Raw genomic sequence first — 17253 nt, 5'->3', positions numbered from 1 at the left:
TGCTCTTTCGTGCACGGACCCGGATGATGCGCATCACCCTGCCCCTGCTGGTGCTTGCCGCCAGTCTACTCTCTGCCCCCGTGGCGATGGCGTTGAACGAGTACGGCATCGAAGGCATGGGCGTGGTCTCGACCCGTGCCGACGAGGGCCGCGCCACGATCAGCGCCGATGGCCAGCGCATCGTTTTCGCCCGCCGCAGCGAAGCCGGCTGGGGCCTGTGGGAGGCGCGCGTGGTCGACGGCCGCTGGCAGCAGGCGCAGGCACTGCCGGTAGGCATGGCCGGCGAGGCCCGAGATCCTTACTTCAGCCGTGACGGCCGCTGGCTGCTGTTCGCGGCCGGCCGCGAGGGCAAGCTGGCGCTGTATCGGGCCGCGCTGGCCGCCGATGGCCGGCTGGGCAGCGCGCAGACCCTGGCCGGCGATGGCGGGCGCCGGGAAGAGCGCGGACCGGCCCTGAGCGCGGATGGCCAGCGGCTGTTGTTTGCCCGCCAGCAGGGCGGTGGCGCCGGCTGGGACCTGTTCGTGGCAACGCTGGATGCCCAGGGACTGCGTGGCCCGGCCACCGCACTGAGCGCGTTGAACAGCGCCGACGACGAGACCGACGGTGACTGGCTGGGCAATGACGGCGCTGTGGTGTTCAGTCGCGGCAGCGGCACGACCGCGCAGGTGTGGAGCAGCGGCTGTGCATGGAGCGGCGCGGCGCTGCAGCCGCTGGGGTTGTCGTTCAACCAGGCCGGCGGCTGGACCGGCGCGCCGGTGATCGACAACGCCAAGCCGGGCGAGATGATGGTCGCCAGCAGTGCGGCGAAGGCGCCACGTGCCGGTGGCGTGGATGTGTACCGGCTGGCGGTGCCGAAGGTGGCGGCGATGGCCGGGTGTATCCGGTAGATCCACGCCATGCGTGGATAGTCGTTTGGTAGATGCCAACCTTGGTTGGCATGCAGGAAAGTGCCAACCAAGGTTGGCACGCCCGGTCAGCGCGACAACACCTTGGCGCGCAACTGCTCGTACTCCACTTCGCTCAACTGGCCGTTGTCCTTGCGCTGGTTCAGCGCGGCCAGCTCGGCCTGCACGCTGTCCGGCAGGGCCTGCTCACGGGCCACGTGGCGGGCGGCGGAGAGCTGCTCCGGCGGGCGCTTGCCAGCCCGCCAGGCGGCGATGAAGACACCGACGATGATGGCGCCGAACACCAGCGTACCGATGCCCCAGATCAGCCATTGCATCCATCCCAGTTCGGGTCCCATCGCGTATTCCTCCGTCTATCGTGGCGCTATTGTCAGCGCTCGCGCAGCCATCGCGCCACCTGCGGCGCGAAATAGGTCAGCACGCCATCGGCACCGGCCCGCTTGAAGCCCAGCAGCGACTCCAGCACGCAGGCGCGCTCGTCCAGCCAGCCGTTGGCGAAGGCCGCCTTCATCATCGCGTACTCGCCACTCACCTGGTAGGCGAAGGTCGGCACGCCGAATTTCTCCTTCACACGGCGCACCAGGTCCAGGTACGGCATGCCCGGCTTGACCATCACCATGTCGGCGCCCTCTTCCAGATCCAGCGCGATCTCGCGCAGGGCCTCGTCGCCGTTGGCCGGGTCCATCTGGTAGGTCTTCTTGTCGGCCTTGCCGAGGCTGGCGGCGCTGCCCACCGCATCACGGAACGGACCGTAGAACGCCGAGGCGTACTTGGCCGAGTAAGCCATGATGCGCACGTTGATGTGGTTGTCGGCATCCAGCGCACGACGGATCGCGCCGATGCGGCCGTCCATCATGTCCGACGGCGAAACGATGTCAACGCCGGCCTCGGCGTGCGATACCGACTGCTTGACCAGTGCGTCGACGGTGATGTCGTTCAGCACATAGCCCTTGTCGTCGATGATGCCGTCCTGGCCGTGGGTGGTGTACGGGTCCAGCGCCACGTCGGTCATCACCCCCAGCTCCGGGAAGCGCGACTTCAGCGCGCGGATCGCACGCTGCGCCAGGCCGTCTTCGGCCCACGCCGCCGATGCATCCAGCGACTTCAGCGACGGGTCGATCACCGGGAACAGGTCGATTACCGGAATGCCCAGTTCCAGCGCCTCTTCGGCCACCTTCAGCAGTTCTTCGATCGACAGCCGCTCCACGCCCGGCATCGACGGTACTGCGGTGCGGCCGGCCAGTTCGTGCACGAACACCGGGTAGATCAGGTCGTCGGTGGTCAGCGTGTTCTCGCGCATCAGGCGGCGTGAGAACTCGTCATGGCGCATGCGGCGCGGGCGGTAAAGCGGGTGGGACATGGCAGGCTCCGAGGAGTGGCTATTGCAACAGGTAACCCTGCGGCAGCAGGGGTTCGGGCAATGGGCGTTCGCCGAGCGCGTCGAGCTGGTCGATCTCGATCGTGCGCACCAGCGCGTCCAGCGGCAGGTCGTTCGGCTCCAGGCCGAACGGGTCTTCCATTTCTTCGCCCAGCTGGTCCAGGCCGAAGAAGGCATAGGCCAGCACCGCCGACAGCACCGGCGTGCCCCAGCCCAGCGAACTGGCCAGGCCGAACGGCAGCAGCACGCAGAACATCCATGCGCAGCGGTGCAGCAGCAGGGTGTAGGCGAACGGCAGCGGCGTGGTGAGGATGCGCTCGCAGCCGGCCTGGATCGACGACATCGCGTGCAGGCGCTCTTCCAGCTGGGTGTAGAGGATGGGCTCGAGCTGGCCGGCGCGCAGCGCATGCGCCAGTTCGGCCGCGATCATCGCCAGCAGTGCATCGGGCACGTTCTCGCGCTGGCCCAGCTGTTCGCGCTGGCGCTTGTCCAGCCACGGCAGTGCTGCCAGGGCGACGATGCGACCACGCAGTCGCGCCGCCAGCGCATGGGCGAACGCGGTGGTGAGGTAGGCGACGCGACGACGACGGCCCGCGTCGTCGGCCAGCAGCAGGTTTACCTGGCGCGCCAGCGAACGCGATTCGTAGACCAGCTGGCCCCACAGCTTGCGTCCTTCCCACCAGCGGTCGTAGCAGGCGCTGTTGCGGAAGCTGAGGAAGATCGACAGCACCAGGCCAAGCAGGGTGAACGGGGTCACCGACACGCGTTCGATGCCGGTGGGGGGCGCCAGTTCGACCACCGCAGCCACGGCGATGGACAGGATCAGGATGGCCAGCACCTTCGGCGCGATCGCTTTGACGATCGAACCGCGCAGGATGTACAGCAGTTGCCAGCCGTGGGGACGGGGTCGGATGATCATGGGGCAGCCGCGCGGGGCGCGGATTCACAGGCACGCGGGGGGCTCGCGCAGCCATTCATTGTACGCCCCCGCCCGGCCATCGGCCGTGTGCCTGCGACGCCCTGTCGCACCCGGGACCGGGCTCAGACCACGCCGCCGCCCAGGCCAAGACGCAGGATGCCGACCACCACCACGATACCGTTCAGGACCAACCCGGCCCACGCCCGGCCACGCTTGCTCGGGTGGGTGAACAGGATGCCCAGCGCGGCGATCACCGCACCGACCGCGGCGAACGGGATCAGGAACCAGTTGCCCCAGCCCAGCAGCGGAATCAACGCCAGGATCATCCACAACAGCGCCAATACGCCCCACAACAGACTGATCACACCCATGCCGCTCTCCCGCAGTTGGTTCCTGGCCCCACCATAATCGTTCCCGTTGCCGCCGCCTACTGCCATTGGCGGGGCTGTCACCCGACCCGTGCTAGCGTGCTGTCGTGCGTGCCCCGGCCCGGGTGTTGGCGCCGATTCAGAGTGGCCCGCCGATCATCGCAACCAGTCCTGCAGGGGAAGTGCCATGAACATCCGTTGGGCCGCGTTGGCGGCCACGCTGCTGGTCGCCGCCGGCTGTGCCAGCACCTCCAAGGTGATGCTGGGCCGCGCGCGCGCACCGATCGATCCGGCGCTGGTGCAGATCTATTCGACGCCACCGGCCGGCTCCCAGGAAATCGCCCAGCTGGAATCGTCTTCCGCCGTCGGCTTCGGCACCCAGGGCCAGACCGACGCCGCCGTGGCCCGCCTGAAGCGTGAAGCCGCAGCGCTGGGCGCCAACGGCGTGGTGCTGATGGGCGTGGGCAGCAGCGGTTCGCCGGTAGGCATGTCGGTGGGCGCGGGCACGTTCGGCTCGCACGTCGGTGGTGGCGTCGGCATCGGGATTCCGACCACGCAGAAGCGCGCCGCAGGCGTCGCGATCTGGGTGCCGAATCCGGCACCGCCGGCGCGGTTGCCGACACAGGTGATTACCCCGCAGCGGTGACGCAGCAGCGTCACCGCAGGTAGTGCCGGCCGCTGGCCGGCACATCCCTGCAACAGCCAACACATCGCTCTGGTGGGTGCCAACCTTGGTTGGCACGAACCCACAGCGCCGACCAAGGTCGGCATCTCCCAACACCGGTTGCCGGCCAGCGGCCGGCACTACCCGGTGATGCTCAGCGCTTGTACTTCGGTACGAACACCTTGTTCACCGCGTCGGCCAGCTGGTCCGGCGGCAGCAGGCCCTGGTCGAGCAGGAAGTTGTTGAACGCCAAGCGGTCGAACTTCGCACCCAGCGCCAGTTCCGTCTGCATGCGCAGTTCCAGGATGCGGGTGTAGCCGTAGAAGTAGCTACCGGCCTGGCCCGGCATCCGCACCATGTAGCGGTCCAGTTCCTGGGTGGCCATCGCCTTGGACAGGCCGACCTGCTCCATCAGCACGCGCTCGCCGTTGGCACGGTCGGTCAGGCCGAGGTTGAGCATCGGGTCGAGCATCGCGCGCGCGGCGCGCAGCAGGCGGAACTGCAGGGCGATCATCTGCCCGTCCAGCGGCTCGTACGGCACCATCTCAGCTTCGGCGTACAGCGCCCAGCCTTCCACGTTCACCGAATTGAACGCGAACATGGTGCGTGCCAGCGACACACCACGCTCGACCATCGCGGTGAACTGCAGCTCGTGGCCGGGGCGGCCTTCATGCGCGCTCAGCGTCCATGCTGCCGCACCGAAGTTGAAGTCGTCGTACTGCGCGCCCGGGCCCGCTGCCGGGTTGCCCAGCGGCAGCACGAAGGTGCCCTGCTGCCCGGTGTTGTTGACCAGCGGGGCCGGCAGGAAGTGCGGGGCCGGGCTGGCCGCGCTCTCGGCGGCCGAGCCCAGGCGCATCTGCATGGCGCGCTTGGGCACGTCGACGATGGCGTGCTCGCGGATCAGCGGATCGATCGCATCGATCACCTTGCGGTAGTGGCCTTCCAGATGATCGTCGGCGATCTTGTCGGCCTTCAGCGCGCGGATCACCGCCACCGGATCGCTCGGGTCGGCCACCTTCAGCCCCTTGTCCTTCACCACCAGCGGTGCCAGCTGCTGCATCGCCGAGCGGGTTTCCATGAACTCCAGCTGCGCGCGCTGCATCAGCAGCTTCGGGTCGATGTCGATGCCGACCTGCTTGAGCTGGTAGGCGTACAACGGCGCCGGCAGGCGTGCGTCGGCACGTGACTTCGGCAGTACCTCCTTGCGGGTCCAGGCGGCGTAGTCCTTCATCTGCCCGGCCAGCGCCTTCATTGCTTCATCGGCGCCGGCAATCTGGTACTTCTTCAGCAGCGACTCGATACCGGTGATGTAGGTCTCGACGTTGTCCAGCGACTGCTGCACTTCAATCTTCGTCGGCTGCAACAGGCTGCTGTCCTTCAGCCGTTCCTCGTAGCGCTGGCGCGCCAGCGTGGTGAAGGCGGTGCCGCCCGGCTGCAGGCCGGCATAGGCCTTGAGCCGGTCGACCGCCTTGGCCCGGCGCTCGGCCGGCACCTGGTCGGACAGCAGCAGGTTGAGGCCGCTGAACACGGTCTGCGGCGCATCGCTCCACGGCAGCAGGTACTTCTCGTTGAGCTCGCTGCCTTCGATGTTCTGGCTGGCGGCGTGGATCATGATCTCCAGGTCCTGGCGGACATTGGGATCCTTCTCGACGGCCAGCTTTGCCTTCAGTTCGTCACGTGCCTTGGCCATGGCAGCGCGGTAGCGCTTGCCGTTGTCCGGGCCGAGATCGGCCACCTTGTCGTCGTAGCCGGGCACGCCGAAGAAGCCGGTTTCCTCCGGCTGGAACGGGCCCTGGGCGTCCAGCAGAATCTGCGCCAGCGCATTGCTGCGGGCGACCCAGGCCGGGCTGGCCGGGGTGGCGGCCTTGGCGGAGGGTGCCGCCAGCGCCGGTGGTGCGGACAGCAGCGGTGCGGCAGTCAGGGCCAGGGCAACGGCGAGCGCAATCGGCTTCATGGGACACTCCAGCAAAGGGTTGCCCGCACCCTACGCGCTCACGGCGATGGCGACAATCGGTGGGAAGTCATGGCGGGCTGGTTGTGCAGCCGGGCTCCGCGGAAACCTGGCGGGAGTAGAGTCGATTGTCAGTCGACCATCGCGCGCAGCGCGGGGTTTTTCGCTGTCTGATCGAAGAGCAGTCGACTGACAGTCGACTCTACCCGGTCGACCCTACCCGGTCGACTCTACCCAGTCGACGTCCCGCAGTCGCCTGCGCCCGGAGGTCACAGCACGGCGGTCAGCGGGCATTCGCCGCGATCACGGCAGGCCTTCAGCTCGCACTCCTGCGCGGCCTCGTCGTCATCCAGCGCCGTCAGGTCGAAGGTCTGCTTGTCCTCGCCCAACACGTACATCACCGGGTAGTCCCACACGTCATCGCGACGGGTACCCTGCACGAACAACCGCCCGTGCGCATGCGGTCCTTCCAGGGCTACGGTCAGGCCGACATCACGCTGGCCGTTGATCGCCGTCTGCATGCTGCCCAGCGGCATCGACTCGATGTTCAACGGCTCACCGAACGCTTCCACCAGTTCAATACTGCAGCCCGCCCGCCGCAGCGCCTCGCGCATCGGCGGGCTCTCGCGTGCCGCCTCGCTCCAGCGCAGCACGCTCCAGGTCACCACACCCCCTGCACCACCCAGCACCAGCACCACCATCAACGGCATCGCCCAGCGCCAGTGGCGGCACCACCAACCGGCGGATGCCGGGTCATGGGCGGGAATCGGCGGTGGCAGGGTCATCGGCGGGCTCCTTCCCGTTTCTGGATCAGGGCTTGAGGCAACGTCCCAGGAAGGCTTCGGCCACGCGGTAGCGATGCAGGGCATCGGCGCCGGACAGGCCATGCTTGGCACCCGGGTAGGTCATCAGCTCGAACGGCTGTGCACGCTTCTGCAACGCGCTCATCAGGCTGGTCGAATTGGTGAACAACACGTTGTCGTCAGCCATGCCGTGGATCAGCAGCAGCGGCGAGCGCAGGCCATCGATATGGGTCAGCACGCGCGCTTCGCGGTAACCCGCTTCATTGCGCGCCGGCAGGTCCATGTAGCGTTCGGTGTAATGGCTGTCGTACAGGCCCCAGTCGGTCACCGGCGCACCGGCCACGCCACAGGCGTACTGGTTCGAAGCCTTGGCCAGCAGCATCAGGGTCATGTAGCCGCCGTTGGACCAGCCCTGCACGCCGATGCGCGCCGGGTCCACCCATGGCTGCTGCTTCAGCCAGGCCACGCCGCGCAGCTGGTCGGTCACTTCCACCGTGCCCTGCTTGCCATACAGCGCACCACCGAAGTCGCGGCCACGGCGCGGGGTGCCACGGTTGTCCAGCGAGAACACCACGTAGCCCTGCTGGGCCAGGTACTGGTTGAACAGGTGGTCGCCACGGCCGGGCCAGCTGTCGGTGACGGTCTGGCTGGCCGGGCCACCATAGACGTACACCGCCACCGGGTAGCGCTTGGACGGATCGAAGCCGGCCGGCTTGATCAGGCTGTAGTTCAGCGGGGTCTTGCCGTCGGCAGCCATCAACGTGCCGAACTCCATCGGGCGCTGCGCATCGCGGTAGCGCGCATACGGATGCTTGGGATCGGCCAGGTCGTTCTCGAGCAGGGTGGCGATCTTCTCGCCATTGGCGCGGAACAGTTCGATCTGCGGCGGCGTGGTGCTGTTGGACCAGCTGTCCACATAGACGCTTGCATTGCGGGCGAAGCTGGCGCTGTGCATGCCCGGCGCCTTCGACAGGCGCTGTGGCTCACCGCCCTGCAGCGACACCGCGTAGATCTGGCTTTCGCGCGAGGTCTCGATGCCGGCGCGGAAGTAGGCCTTGCCAGCCTTTTCATCGACCGCCAGCAGCTCGTCCACCGGCCAGTTGCCGTGGGTCAGCGCGGTGGCCTTGCCCTTGCTGTCGATGCGGTACAGGTGCTGGAAGCCGGTGCGTTCGGACGACCACAGCACGCTGCCATCGTCGAGGAAACGCAGGCTGTTGTGCAGCGGCACCCAGGTCGGGCTGGTTTCGTGGGCGAGCACGCGCTGGCGGTTGGAGTCGAGTGCCACTTCCACCAGGTCCAGCTGCTTCTGGTCACGCGACTGGCGCTGGAAGCTCAGGTGCTGCGCATCGCGCCAGTCCACGCGGGCCAGGTAGATGTCCTGTTCCTTGCCGAGGTCGATCCAGCGCGGCTGCGCATCGGCGGCCGGTGCGATCACGCCCAGCTGCACGCGCACGTTGGCATCGCCGGCGGCGGGATAACGCTGCTCGATCACGTCGGTGCGGTCGGCATAGACCTCGTAGCGCTTCTGCACCGGTACCGGGGATTCGTCGATGCGGGCAAAGGCAATCGCCGAATCGTCCGGCGCCCACCAGTAACCGGTATGGCGATCCATTTCCTCGTCGGCGACGAACTCGGCAACGCCGTTGCCGATGGTGGTGCTGCCGTCGCGGGTCAGCTGCAGCTGCCTGCCGCTGGCCAGGTCGATCACCCACAGGTTGCGGCCGCGGATGAAGCTGACGAAGCCGCCCTTGGGCGACAGCTTGGCGTCGGTGGCGAAGCCTTCACCATGGGTCAGCTGGCGCACCGCCGCCTGGCCCTGCTGCTTGAGGTCGTACAGGTACAGCTCGCCGCCCAGCGGGAACAGCAGGCGCTGCGCGTCCGGCGACCACTGGTAATCGACGATGCCGGTCATCGCGGCGATGCGCTGGCGCTCGCGGCGGGCCTTCTCCTCGTCGCTGAGGGTCTCGGTGCCGGGCAGCACCACCTTGGAATCAACCAGCAACCGGGTCTGGCCACTGTCGATGTCGTAGGTCCACAGGTCCAGCTGGTTGCGGTCGCTGTCCTTGCCGCGCAGGAAGCTGACCTGCGAACCGTCGGGCGCCACCTTCGGCTTCATCAGGGTCGGGCCGGACAACGGCAACGGGCCGGTGATGGCTTCCAGGGTCAGCTTTTCAGCGTGGGCGGCGGTACTGGTGGCGAGCATGAGGGCGAGCGAAGCGAACAGGTGGCGCATGGAGGATCCCGGCAAACGGCAGGTCCGCCCCCGCGATGGACGCGGAGCGGTCGTCCCCCATCCTAACCAAGCCCGTGCGGGAAGGCAGCATGACCTTCTGCCCATGGCCTGGTGCTGGGGTCAGAGCCCTTTGCGCTGCAAAGGGATCCGACCCCGAGGCGGTCAGCGCTGGCCGAACAGGTGCTTGCGCTCTTCGTCGCTGAGCGGCTTGCCGGCGTTGGGGTTCACCTGCTGGCGCAGGGCATAGGCCCGCTGGGTGGCCGGGCGTGCGGCAATGGCTTCATGCCAGCGCTTGAGGTTCGGGAACGCGGTGAAATCCACCGGCAGCTTGTCGTAGGCGCCGATCCACGGGTAGCTGGCCATGTCGGCGATGGTGTACTCGTCGCCGGCCAGGAAGGCGTGCTGGGCCAGGCGCTTGTCCATCACCCCATGCAGGCGGCGCACTTCGTTGTCATAGCGCTCGATGGCATACGGGATCTTTTCAGGCGCGTATACGTTGAAGTGGCCCATCTGGCCGCTCATCGGGCCCAGGCCGGCCATCTGCCAGAACAGCCACTCCAGGGTGGTGACGCGGCCGCGGGGGTCGCTGGGCAGGAAGCGGCCGGTCTTCTCGGCCAGGTACAGCAGGATCGCGCCGGACTCGAACACGCTCTGGGGAGCACCGCCATCGGCCGGGGCCTGGTCGACGATGGCCGGCATCTTGTTGTTCGGCGAGATCGCCAGGAATTCCGGCTTGAACTGGTCGCCCGAGCCGATGTTGACCGGGTGGATGCGGTATTCCAGGCCGGTTTCTTCCAGCAGCAGGGTCACTTTGTGGCCGTTCGGGGTGGGCCAGTAATACAGGTCGATCATGGCGGCGGCTCGGGGTGCGGAAAGGAACCTGAAGTCTAGTGCGTGAGTTGGGTTGGCACCGTCATGGCGGGCCGGTAACCTCGCCTCTCCCCCGCAACGCAGCATCCCTCGCATGAGTGCAAACCGCCCGCCGCTCTCCCCCTTGTCCACGCTGATCTTCGCCTCACGCTGGCTGCAGCTGCCGCTGTACCTGGGCCTGATCGTGGCGCAGTGCGTCTACGTGTTCCTGTTCGGCAAGGAACTGTGGCACCTGATCTCGCACTCGGTGTCGATGGGCGAGCAGCAGATCATGCTGATCGTGCTGGGCCTGATCGACGTGGTGATGATCTCCAACCTGCTGGTGATGGTGATCGTCGGTGGCTACGAGACTTTCGTCTCGCGCCTGCGCCTGGAAGGCCACCCGGACCAGCCGGAATGGCTGAGCCACGTCAATGCCAGCGTGCTGAAGGTGAAGCTGGCGATGGCGATCATCGGCATCTCCTCGATCCACCTGCTGAAGACCTTCATCGCCAGCGGTGCGCTTGGCGGCATCCCGCTGTGCACGCCGGAGCAGATGAGCGTGGCCGCTGCCAACATCGGTGTCGCCCGCTGCTCGATGCTGACCCAGGATGGCGTGCTGTGGCAGACCATCATCCACTGCGTGTTCATCCTGTCGGCGATCGGCATTGCCTGGACCGACAAGCTGATGTCCAACAGCCACAGCAGGTCGCACGACAAGGCACACGACCACTGAGGTCGCCGCCGCCAGCGGCTTGACCGCCGCTGCCCCATTCCGGCCACCGTCCCTTGTGCGCGGCGGTGGCCGGGATGCTAGATTGCACCCTCGCCGTTGCCGGCGGTGGCGTCGGGAAACGTCACCCTGCCGCGCCCGGACCGCAGGTCCCGGCCATGCGTATCAATGATTTACGTCACGTCGTCTTCTAGAGGGGAGCAGGATGTCGCACGTCTCAACGATCACCGCCGCGCGCCGGTGGCTGCCGGTTGCCCTGGCACTGGCACTGGCCGCCTGCTCGGGCAAGGAAGAATCCGCAGCGCCTGCTGCCGCCACGGCGCCTGCCGCTGCCGCACCCGCCGCACCGGCGGTTGCTGCCAAGGTGCAGTCCATGGGCACCGAGCAGCTGCGCGAGTCGGCCAGCCAGGCGCTGCGCGAGAACCGCATGTATGCACCGGCCGGCGACAACGCCATCGAGTACTACCTCGCCCTGCGTGACAAGACGCCGGACGACGCCTCGGTGAAGAGCGCACTGACCGACCTGCTGCCGTACACCCTGATCGCCGCCGAGCAACACCTGGGCCGCGAGGACTACACCGAAGCGCAGCGCCTGGTGGCACTGATCGAGAAGGTGGATGCATCCGCGCCGGCCCTGCCGCGCCTGAAGGACGGCCTGGCCAAGGGCGTGCAGAACGCAGCCAAGCGCACCGAAGCGGAAGCCGAGAAGGCCAAGAAGGACGCCGAGGACCGCAGCAAGCAGCAGACCGAGCAGCAGCGCCTGAGCGAGCAGCGCGCCAAGGAAGCCGACGCCGCCAAGCAGATTGCCGCGCAGCAGGATGCCGCGCGCCGCGACAACGAGCGCCAGGAAGCCGAGCGCCAGGCCGCCGCCCGCCGCGAGGCCGAGCAGAAGCAGCAGCAGGCTGCCGCCCAGCAGGCCAGCGCCGCACGCCAGGCCGCCGCACCGGCAGCGCCCACCCTGCGCCCGGTCAGCACACCGGCGCCGCGCTATCCGGGCGAAGCGCTGCGTTCGGGAACCTCCGGCGAAGTGCTGGTGGAGATCACCGTCGGCACTGACGGCTCGGTGGTGAACGCTCGCGTGCTGCGCGCGACGCCGGGACGCGTGTTCGACCGTGAAGCCCTGAACGCGGTCAAGCGCTGGCGCTTCGAGCCGGTCAGCGCGCCGGTGACCACCCGCCGTACGCTGGTGTTCGCGCCGGGCAACAACTGAACGAAAAAGGGGACGGAGGGGATTAAGTCGTTTCTGCCCCTGCAATGACGCCAAGGCCCGGCATGTCCGGGCCTTGTCCGTTTCAGGCCGCTCCATCGATCAGGTGTTGCAGTGCCGGATCGCGCGCCGTCAGCACCTGGAACAGGCCCAACGCGTGCAGGCCCGGCAGCAGCGCACGCAGGTCGGCTTCGGCAGTGGAACGGGTGGCAACATCGCTGGCGGGATCCTGCCAGTCACGGACGCTGGCCAGGAAGGCGCCGACACTGCCCTTGCGCACGGTGAGGCCGTTCACCTGCACGTCGTTCTGATGGTCGGGGAGGATGTCGTGTGGCTGCATGGGGAAGCGCTCCGTTGAAGTGGGCCCCAGTGTCGGGGCCCGGAGGCGACGTTTCTGCCGTATAACTGCCAATCGATATGGCAGATCAGACAACCGCGGCATTGCTCGACCCCGCGCTGGCCGATGCCACCGATGGACCGGTGGTGCTGGCGGCCCGGCTGCACCAGCTCGGCAAGCGTCGCACGGCCCGCCACCGGCATGCGCGTGGGCAGCTGCTGGGTGCGTACCAGGGGCTGCTGCGGATCGCCGCCGACGACCTGCACTGGCTGCTGCCCGCAGGTCACGTCGCCTGGATACCGCCCTTGCTGCCCCACGCGCTGCTGGGCGCAGACGGGTTCAATGGCTGGAGCCTGTACTTCAACGCGGAGGCCTGCCTGGGTCTGCCCGCCACACCACGCATCTTCCAGCCCAATGCGCTACTGCAGGCGGCGACAGCACGTGCGCTGCAGTGGCCCCATGCGCCACTGGATGCTGCGCAGGCACGCCTGGCCGGCGTGATCGCCGATGAGATTGCCGCCAGCACGCCGCTGCCGCTGGCCCTGCCACAACCGCGTGACCGGCGCCTGGGCCGGATCGCCGCCGCGCTGTCTCGCGCGCCGCACGACAACCGCAGCGTCGAGGACTGGGCCGCCAGCAGTGGCCTGTCCGGCCGCAGCCTGGCCCGCCACTGGCTGGCCGAGACCGGCATGACGCTGAGCCAGTGGCGGCAACGCCTGCGGGTGCTGCTGGCGCTGCCACGCCTGCTGTCCGGCGAGCCGGTGATCAGCGTCGCGCTGTCGATGGGGTACGACACGCCCAGCGCCTTCATCGCCGTGTTCAAGCGCGAGATGGGGGTGACGCCTGCGCGGTATGGAAAGGACTGACGCATTCGGCACTACCGCCGCCTTTCCGCACCTCCTAAGCTCGCTGTCGATCTCAAGGAAAGAACAGATGAAGTACGACGACGCCAGCTGGCATTCCGGCGGTGATTTCCCCACGGATCTTCCTGCAGAGGCTGGGGCTACTCACATTGGCATGTACCTGGCGTGGCTGCTGCTACAGGGAATGGCAAGCGCGGAACTCGCGGAAGACGCAGAAGAAGACCTGCAAGCGCTGCTGGAACGCAGGACGACGCCAGGCCTGTTCCTGCTGGAGTGCAGCGACGGCAAATTCGTCGACGATCTGATCAGTGATGAAGCCAACACGTTCACCGCTGCGTACTACGACCTCGAGAATGGCCAGTACCTGGACGACTATGAGGAACAGCTGGGCGCCAATGTCCCGGATCTGTACCACGTCGCCGATACCTGGGAGAACTTCGACCGCCTGGCGCCGGTGATTGCCCAGCGCTTCGCCACTTGGCAGGCAACGCAATCCTGAAAACAACGAGGCCCGGACTGACCGGGCCTCGTTTCATAACCGCCGGGCACACCCCGGCGCTATCTCTGCGGTCAGCCGGAGATGGCCAGGCGCTCGTTGTGATAACGGCGCACGGCGGCGAACCACAGCACGGCGGCCAGGCCGAGGCTGGCGCCGAGGTAGATGGCCCAGACCGCGGGTGTGATGGTCTCGTGGCGGATCACCTTCAGCAGCATCTGGTTCTGCGACAGGAACGGCACGGCGTACTGCCACAGCTGGCTTTTCACCGGGTAGGCGATCAGCGCATAGCCCGGCAGCATCGGCAGAAGCATCAACCAGGTCATGTGGCTCTGCGCTTCCTTCATGCTCTTGGCCGCTGCGGCCAGGAAGGTCAGCAGCGAGGTGCCGATCAGCAGCATCGGCAGCATCACCAGCAGCATCTGCACCATCGCCATGATGTTCATGTTGAGCTGGCGGCCGATGTTGCCGGGGGCGATCTGCGCGCTCACCTTGAACGCGGCCAGGGTCAACAGCAGCGACGCAAAGCCGACCATGCAGGCGGCGGCGATCTTGCCGCTGACAATGGCACTGCGCGACCCCGGCGTGGCCAGCAGCGGCTCCAGCGACTGCCGCTCACGCTCGCCGGCGGTGGTGTCCATTACCAGATAGGCACCACCGAGGAACGAGGTGAGGGTCAGCAGGATCGGCAACAACGCCGACAGCATCAGGCCACGCTTGGCTTCGGCACTGGCCATGTCCTGGCTGGCCACGTCCAGCGGCCGTGCGACCTGGGCGTCGATGCCCCGCGCCATCAGCCGCAGCGCCCCTACCTGGCCGTTGTACGTGGCCAACGCCGCCTGCAGGCGCGCAGTGGGCACCTCGGCGGCACGTCGTGTGCTGTCACTGATCACCTCCACCAGCGCCGGCTTGCCATCGGCCCAGTCCCTGCCGAAGTCCGGGCTGATGCGCAGCGCCACGTCGATGTCCTGCGAACGGATGGCCTCGGCCAGGTCCTTCGGCGCAGCAGCGGTATTCAGGCCCTGGGCAGCCAGGAAGCGCACCAGGTTCGGCGCATGTTCGGCGCCGATGGTGGGAATCTGCAGCGGCTGCTCGATCTGCGTGCGCACGCGGCTTTCGGACAGCTTGCCCATGCCCAGGATCAGCAGCGGGTACAGCAGCGGCCCGAACAGCAGGGTCAGCGCCAGCGTACGGCGGTCGCGCGACAGGTCACGCAGCTCCTTGCGCATCACCGTCATCAGGGTCGACATCATGCTCATGCGTGCAGGCCCTCTTCGCTGCCGATCAGTTTCACGAACGCATCCTCCAGGTTGGATTCGCCGGACTGCGCGCGCAGTTCATCGGCGCTGCCGGCGGCCATCACCGTGCCCTTGGCGATGATCACGATGTGATCGCACAGCGCAGCCACCTCCTGCATGATGTGGCTGGACAGGATCACGCAGCGGCCTTCTTCGCGCAGGCCCAGCAGGAAGCGGCGCAGTGCGCGGGTGGTCATCACGTCCAGGCCGTTGGTCGGTTCATCGAGAATGACGTTGCGCGGGTCGTGCACCAGTGCGCGGGCGATCGCGGTCTTGGTGCGCTGGCCCTGCGAGAAGCCATCGGTCTGGCGGTCGAGGATGTCCCCCATGTCCAGCGCGTGCGACAGCACCTCGATGCGCTCGCGGATGCGCTCGGCCGACAGGCCATGCAGTTCGCCGAAGTAGGCGATGTTCTCACGCGCGGTCAGGCGCTTGTAGACGCCACGCGCGTCGGGCAGCACGCCGAGATGGCGACGCACTTCCACCGGATTGCGCGCAGCATCGACACCATCGACGCTGATGCTGCCCTGGTCGGGGGTCATCAGCGTGTACAGCATGCGCATGGTGGTGGTCTTGCCAGCACCATTGGGCCCCAGCAGGCCGGTGATGCGGCCATCCTCGGCGCGGAAGCCGACGTTGGACACTGCCTGGATACGGCCGGTGCGGGTGTCGAAGGCCTTGTGCAGGTTGTCGGCGACGATCATGGTTCCCATCCGTTGAACGAGGTGAACGCCGGCACGTAGCTCAGCGTGTCCAGGCAGCCGGCATCCAGCGCCTTGGCATCGGTCGTGTCGATGAACTGGCCGAGCAGGCGCGGCATGCAGCCGGCAGTCAGCGTGCCGTGGCCCTGGCCACGGGCGACCAGCGCGCGTCCATTGGGCAGGCCCTTGAGGACCTGCTCGGCATAGCGCGGCGGGGTCACCGGGTCCAGTTCACCAGACAACAGCAGCGCCGGTACGTCACTGCGCAGCGGCACGGCATTGGCTGCCGGTGCCGGTCGGTGCGGCCATGCCGGGCAGGCGGCAAAGAAGGAACTTGCCACGTCGTTGCCGAACAGGCGCCCGGGATCCTCGGCCGGCGCCTGGTAGCGCGGCGCGTCTTCGCTGCAGATCACCGACCAGTGCATGCCACGGTTGATCTGGAAATCCATGCTGCGGTTCGCACCGCGCGCCAGCGAGGCGAGCGGCGCGTAGCGGCCGTGCGCGGCTTCATCAAGAACCAGCGGCAGCAATGAGGCGTACTGGGGTACGTAGGAAAACGCAAAAGCCAGGCCCACCACGCTGTCCGGTGTCAGCACATCCTTCCGGGTGTCGTAGGTGCCGGGATCGCGATACTCGACCGGAACCGGTGCACGGCGCAGGGTCTCGACCACGCTGCGCAGCTGCGCACGGGTATCGGTCGGGAAGCGCCTGCTGCAGGCAGCGTCCTTGCGGCACTGCGCCGACTGCAGGGCGATCGCGTCTTCGAACGTCCTGGCGAAATCGCCGCCCACCACCAGCTCATTCGGCACCACGCCATCGATGACGATGCTGCGGGTGTGCTGTGGATAGGTACCCACATAGCGCTGGGCCACGCGGGTGCCGTAGGACGCACCGATCAGATTGACCCGGTCCACGCCCAAGGCCTGGCGGACCGCGTCCAGGTCGGCAATGGCTTCGGTGGTGGTGTAGAAACGTGCGTCCGCACGTCCCTGCAGGGAAGCCGCGCATCGCTGGGCATAGTCGCGCAGCAAGGCCTCGGAGGGCGCCGCGTCCTCGTCCATCGGCAGTTCCTTTCCGTCCGCGCCGAGGCAGCTGAGCGGGTTGGAGCCGCCGGTGCCGCGCTGGTCGACCAGGAAGATGTCCCGCTGCTTGCGCACCTGGCGCAGCGCGGTATCGACGATGACGGCCACTTCGCTGGCGGCCTGGCCGGGGCCACCGGCCAGGAAGAACACCGGGTCGGGCTGGTTGGAGCCGCTGCTGCCCGATTCCAGCCAGGCGATGCGCAGGCCGATGCGCCGGCCAGCGGGCTGGGCCCGGTCCTCCGGCACCTGCAGGGTGGCGCACTGCGCTTCCACGTTGGCACTGGCACCTACCGTGGACAGCGTGCAGGGCTGGAAGTCGATCGTGCCGAAACGGCGGCTGGGTGCATCGCTGGCGCCTTCGGCGCCGGGTGACGGTGACTGGCTGCAACCGGCAAGCATCAGGCTGGCCAACACTGCGGCCAACGCGAGGTGGTGTCTTTGCATCGTGCTCGTTTCCCCTGGAGGA

18 protein-coding genes are annotated in these 17253 nt (G+C 67.6%); 6 read left to right on the top strand and 12 right to left on the bottom strand.

The annotated features are described in order from the left end of the window. Positions 1-23 precede the first annotated feature (23 nt). Entirely contained in the window at positions 24-887 is an 864-nt protein-coding gene (locus AC5P6X_RS18200; protein WP_329756961.1) for a TolB family protein, read from the top strand. Positions 888-973: 86 nt separating this feature from the next. Here AC5P6X_RS18200 and AC5P6X_RS18195 read toward each other — a convergent pair whose 3' ends face one another. The 4 genes from AC5P6X_RS18195 to AC5P6X_RS18180 form a co-directional block, all read right to left on the bottom strand. Then, entirely contained in the window at positions 974-1243 is a 270-nt protein-coding gene (locus tag AC5P6X_RS18195; protein WP_049424121.1) for an SHOCT domain-containing protein, read from the bottom strand. Between the two features lie 32 nt (positions 1244-1275). Beyond that, positions 1276-2265 carry a porphobilinogen synthase gene (gene hemB, locus AC5P6X_RS18190; protein ID WP_057501007.1) on the bottom strand — a complete coding sequence of 330 codons (990 nt, stop codon included), beginning with the start codon at positions 2263-2265 and terminating at the stop codon, positions 1276-1278. Between the two features lie 19 nt (positions 2266-2284). Beyond that, positions 2285-3202, bottom strand: a complete 918-nt coding sequence (locus AC5P6X_RS18185) for a bestrophin family protein (protein ID WP_005411547.1) — start codon at positions 3200-3202, stop codon at positions 2285-2287. A gap of 122 nt (positions 3203-3324) precedes the next feature. Next, positions 3325-3573 carry a hypothetical protein gene (locus tag AC5P6X_RS18180; RefSeq protein ID WP_005411548.1) on the bottom strand — a complete coding sequence of 83 codons (249 nt, stop codon included), beginning with the start codon at positions 3571-3573 and terminating at the stop codon, positions 3325-3327. A 184-nt stretch (positions 3574-3757) separates the two neighbouring features. Here AC5P6X_RS18180 and AC5P6X_RS18175 point away from each other — a divergent pair, with 184 nt between their 5' ends. After that, positions 3758-4216, top strand: coding sequence for a hypothetical protein (locus AC5P6X_RS18175; RefSeq protein WP_005411549.1), 459 nt, complete (start codon positions 3758-3760; stop codon positions 4214-4216). 172 nt (positions 4217-4388) lie between these two features. On the opposite strand, the gene AC5P6X_RS18170 is transcribed toward AC5P6X_RS18175, so the two are convergent. From AC5P6X_RS18170 to AC5P6X_RS18155, 4 genes are all read right to left on the bottom strand, one after another. Next, the gene (locus tag AC5P6X_RS18170) at positions 4389-6188 is read right to left on the bottom strand and encodes a DUF885 domain-containing protein (protein ID WP_012481559.1); all 1800 of its coding nucleotides are present in this window, start codon (positions 6186-6188) and stop codon (positions 4389-4391) included. Between the two features lie 266 nt (positions 6189-6454). After that, a complete protein-coding gene (locus AC5P6X_RS18165) occupies positions 6455-6970 on the bottom strand; it encodes a cytochrome c oxidase assembly factor Coa1 family protein (protein ID WP_005414826.1) in 516 nt (171 codons plus the stop codon). A gap of 25 nt (positions 6971-6995) precedes the next feature. Then, a complete protein-coding gene (locus AC5P6X_RS18160) occupies positions 6996-9221 on the bottom strand; it encodes a S9 family peptidase (protein ID WP_495215556.1) in 2226 nt (741 codons plus the stop codon). Positions 9222-9383: 162 nt separating this feature from the next. Then, on the bottom strand, positions 9384-10073 hold the full coding sequence (locus AC5P6X_RS18155) for a glutathione binding-like protein (protein ID WP_005411553.1): 690 nt from the start codon (positions 10071-10073) through the stop codon (positions 9384-9386). A gap of 112 nt (positions 10074-10185) precedes the next feature. Here AC5P6X_RS18155 and AC5P6X_RS18150 point away from each other — a divergent pair, with 112 nt between their 5' ends. Then, the gene (locus AC5P6X_RS18150; protein WP_012481561.1) at positions 10186-10806 is read left to right on the top strand and encodes a TIGR00645 family protein; all 621 of its coding nucleotides are present in this window, start codon (positions 10186-10188) and stop codon (positions 10804-10806) included. Between the two features lie 202 nt (positions 10807-11008). Beyond that, the gene (locus tag AC5P6X_RS18145; RefSeq protein WP_005414830.1) at positions 11009-12013 is read left to right on the top strand and encodes an energy transducer TonB; all 1005 of its coding nucleotides are present in this window, start codon (positions 11009-11011) and stop codon (positions 12011-12013) included. Positions 12014-12095: 82 nt separating this feature from the next. Here AC5P6X_RS18145 and AC5P6X_RS18140 read toward each other — a convergent pair whose 3' ends face one another. Further along, a complete protein-coding gene (locus AC5P6X_RS18140; protein WP_005414831.1) occupies positions 12096-12350 on the bottom strand; it encodes a hypothetical protein in 255 nt (84 codons plus the stop codon). 77 nt (positions 12351-12427) lie between these two features. On the opposite strand from AC5P6X_RS18140, the gene AC5P6X_RS18135 reads away from it, so the two are divergent. Continuing rightward, positions 12428-13213, top strand: coding sequence for a helix-turn-helix domain-containing protein (locus tag AC5P6X_RS18135; RefSeq protein WP_329756964.1), 786 nt, complete (start codon positions 12428-12430; stop codon positions 13211-13213). A gap of 67 nt (positions 13214-13280) precedes the next feature. Next, complete coding sequence (locus AC5P6X_RS18130; protein ID WP_062605400.1) at positions 13281-13709, top strand: DUF7832 domain-containing protein; 429 nt, start codon at positions 13281-13283, stop codon at positions 13707-13709. Positions 13710-13780: 71 nt separating this feature from the next. Here AC5P6X_RS18130 and AC5P6X_RS18125 read toward each other — a convergent pair whose 3' ends face one another. Genes AC5P6X_RS18125 through AC5P6X_RS18115 form a run of 3 tightly spaced genes read right to left on the bottom strand, consistent with a single transcriptional unit; the run spans position 13781 to position 17231 of the window. Then, on the bottom strand, positions 13781-14965 hold the full coding sequence (locus tag AC5P6X_RS18125) for an ABC transporter permease (protein ID WP_012481564.1): 1185 nt from the start codon (positions 14963-14965) through the stop codon (positions 13781-13783). Then, positions 14962-15708, bottom strand: coding sequence for an ABC transporter ATP-binding protein (locus AC5P6X_RS18120; RefSeq protein ID WP_005411560.1), 747 nt, complete (start codon positions 15706-15708; stop codon positions 14962-14964). The genes AC5P6X_RS18125 and AC5P6X_RS18120 overlap by 4 nt, the downstream gene beginning before the upstream one ends. Next, positions 15705-17231 carry an alpha/beta hydrolase gene (locus AC5P6X_RS18115; protein ID WP_049451280.1) on the bottom strand — a complete coding sequence of 509 codons (1527 nt, stop codon included), beginning with the start codon at positions 17229-17231 and terminating at the stop codon, positions 15705-15707. The genes AC5P6X_RS18120 and AC5P6X_RS18115 overlap by 4 nt, the downstream gene beginning before the upstream one ends. Between the last annotated feature and the right edge of the window lie 22 nt (positions 17232-17253).

It is taken from the genome of Stenotrophomonas sp. YJH_SMC_40 (assembly GCF_059368615.1).
Note: the sequence above shows the minus strand (reverse complement) of the source record. Positions and strands in the feature narration are given on the sequence as shown.

What these genes read in the sequence shown, in the direction of transcription:
- AC5P6X_RS18185 (WP_005411547.1), bottom strand. Translation starts at nt 3,202, where the DNA reads ATGATCATCCGACCCCGTCCCCACGGCTGGCAACTGCTGTACATCCTG.
- AC5P6X_RS18180 (WP_005411548.1), bottom strand. Translation starts at nt 3,573, where the DNA reads ATGGGTGTGATCAGTCTGTTGTGGGGCGTATTGGCGCTGTTGTGGATG.
- AC5P6X_RS18150 (WP_012481561.1), top strand. Translation starts at nt 10,186, where the DNA reads ATGAGTGCAAACCGCCCGCCGCTCTCCCCCTTGTCCACGCTGATCTTC.
- AC5P6X_RS18170 (WP_012481559.1), bottom strand. Translation starts at nt 6,188, where the DNA reads ATGAAGCCGATTGCGCTCGCCGTTGCCCTGGCCCTGACTGCCGCACCG.
- AC5P6X_RS18200 (WP_329756961.1), top strand. Translation starts at nt 24, where the DNA reads ATGATGCGCATCACCCTGCCCCTGCTGGTGCTTGCCGCCAGTCTACTC.
- AC5P6X_RS18155 (WP_005411553.1), bottom strand. Translation starts at nt 10,073, where the DNA reads ATGATCGACCTGTATTACTGGCCCACCCCGAACGGCCACAAAGTGACC.
- AC5P6X_RS18130 (WP_062605400.1), top strand. Translation starts at nt 13,281, where the DNA reads ATGAAGTACGACGACGCCAGCTGGCATTCCGGCGGTGATTTCCCCACG.
- AC5P6X_RS18195 (WP_049424121.1), bottom strand. Translation starts at nt 1,243, where the DNA reads ATGGGACCCGAACTGGGATGGATGCAATGGCTGATCTGGGGCATCGGT.
- AC5P6X_RS18125 (WP_012481564.1), bottom strand. Translation starts at nt 14,965, where the DNA reads ATGAGCATGATGTCGACCCTGATGACGGTGATGCGCAAGGAGCTGCGT.
- AC5P6X_RS18145 (WP_005414830.1), top strand. Translation starts at nt 11,009, where the DNA reads ATGTCGCACGTCTCAACGATCACCGCCGCGCGCCGGTGGCTGCCGGTT.
- AC5P6X_RS18175 (WP_005411549.1), top strand. Translation starts at nt 3,758, where the DNA reads ATGAACATCCGTTGGGCCGCGTTGGCGGCCACGCTGCTGGTCGCCGCC.
- hemB (WP_057501007.1), bottom strand. Translation starts at nt 2,265, where the DNA reads ATGTCCCACCCGCTTTACCGCCCGCGCCGCATGCGCCATGACGAGTTC.
- AC5P6X_RS18160 (WP_495215556.1), bottom strand. Translation starts at nt 9,221, where the DNA reads ATGCGCCACCTGTTCGCTTCGCTCGCCCTCATGCTCGCCACCAGTACC.
- AC5P6X_RS18165 (WP_005414826.1), bottom strand. Translation starts at nt 6,970, where the DNA reads ATGACCCTGCCACCGCCGATTCCCGCCCATGACCCGGCATCCGCCGGT.
- AC5P6X_RS18140 (WP_005414831.1), bottom strand. Translation starts at nt 12,350, where the DNA reads ATGCAGCCACACGACATCCTCCCCGACCATCAGAACGACGTGCAGGTG.
- AC5P6X_RS18115 (WP_049451280.1), bottom strand. Translation starts at nt 17,231, where the DNA reads ATGCAAAGACACCACCTCGCGTTGGCCGCAGTGTTGGCCAGCCTGATG.
- AC5P6X_RS18135 (WP_329756964.1), top strand. Translation starts at nt 12,428, where the DNA reads ATGGCAGATCAGACAACCGCGGCATTGCTCGACCCCGCGCTGGCCGAT.
- AC5P6X_RS18120 (WP_005411560.1), bottom strand. Translation starts at nt 15,708, where the DNA reads ATGATCGTCGCCGACAACCTGCACAAGGCCTTCGACACCCGCACCGGC.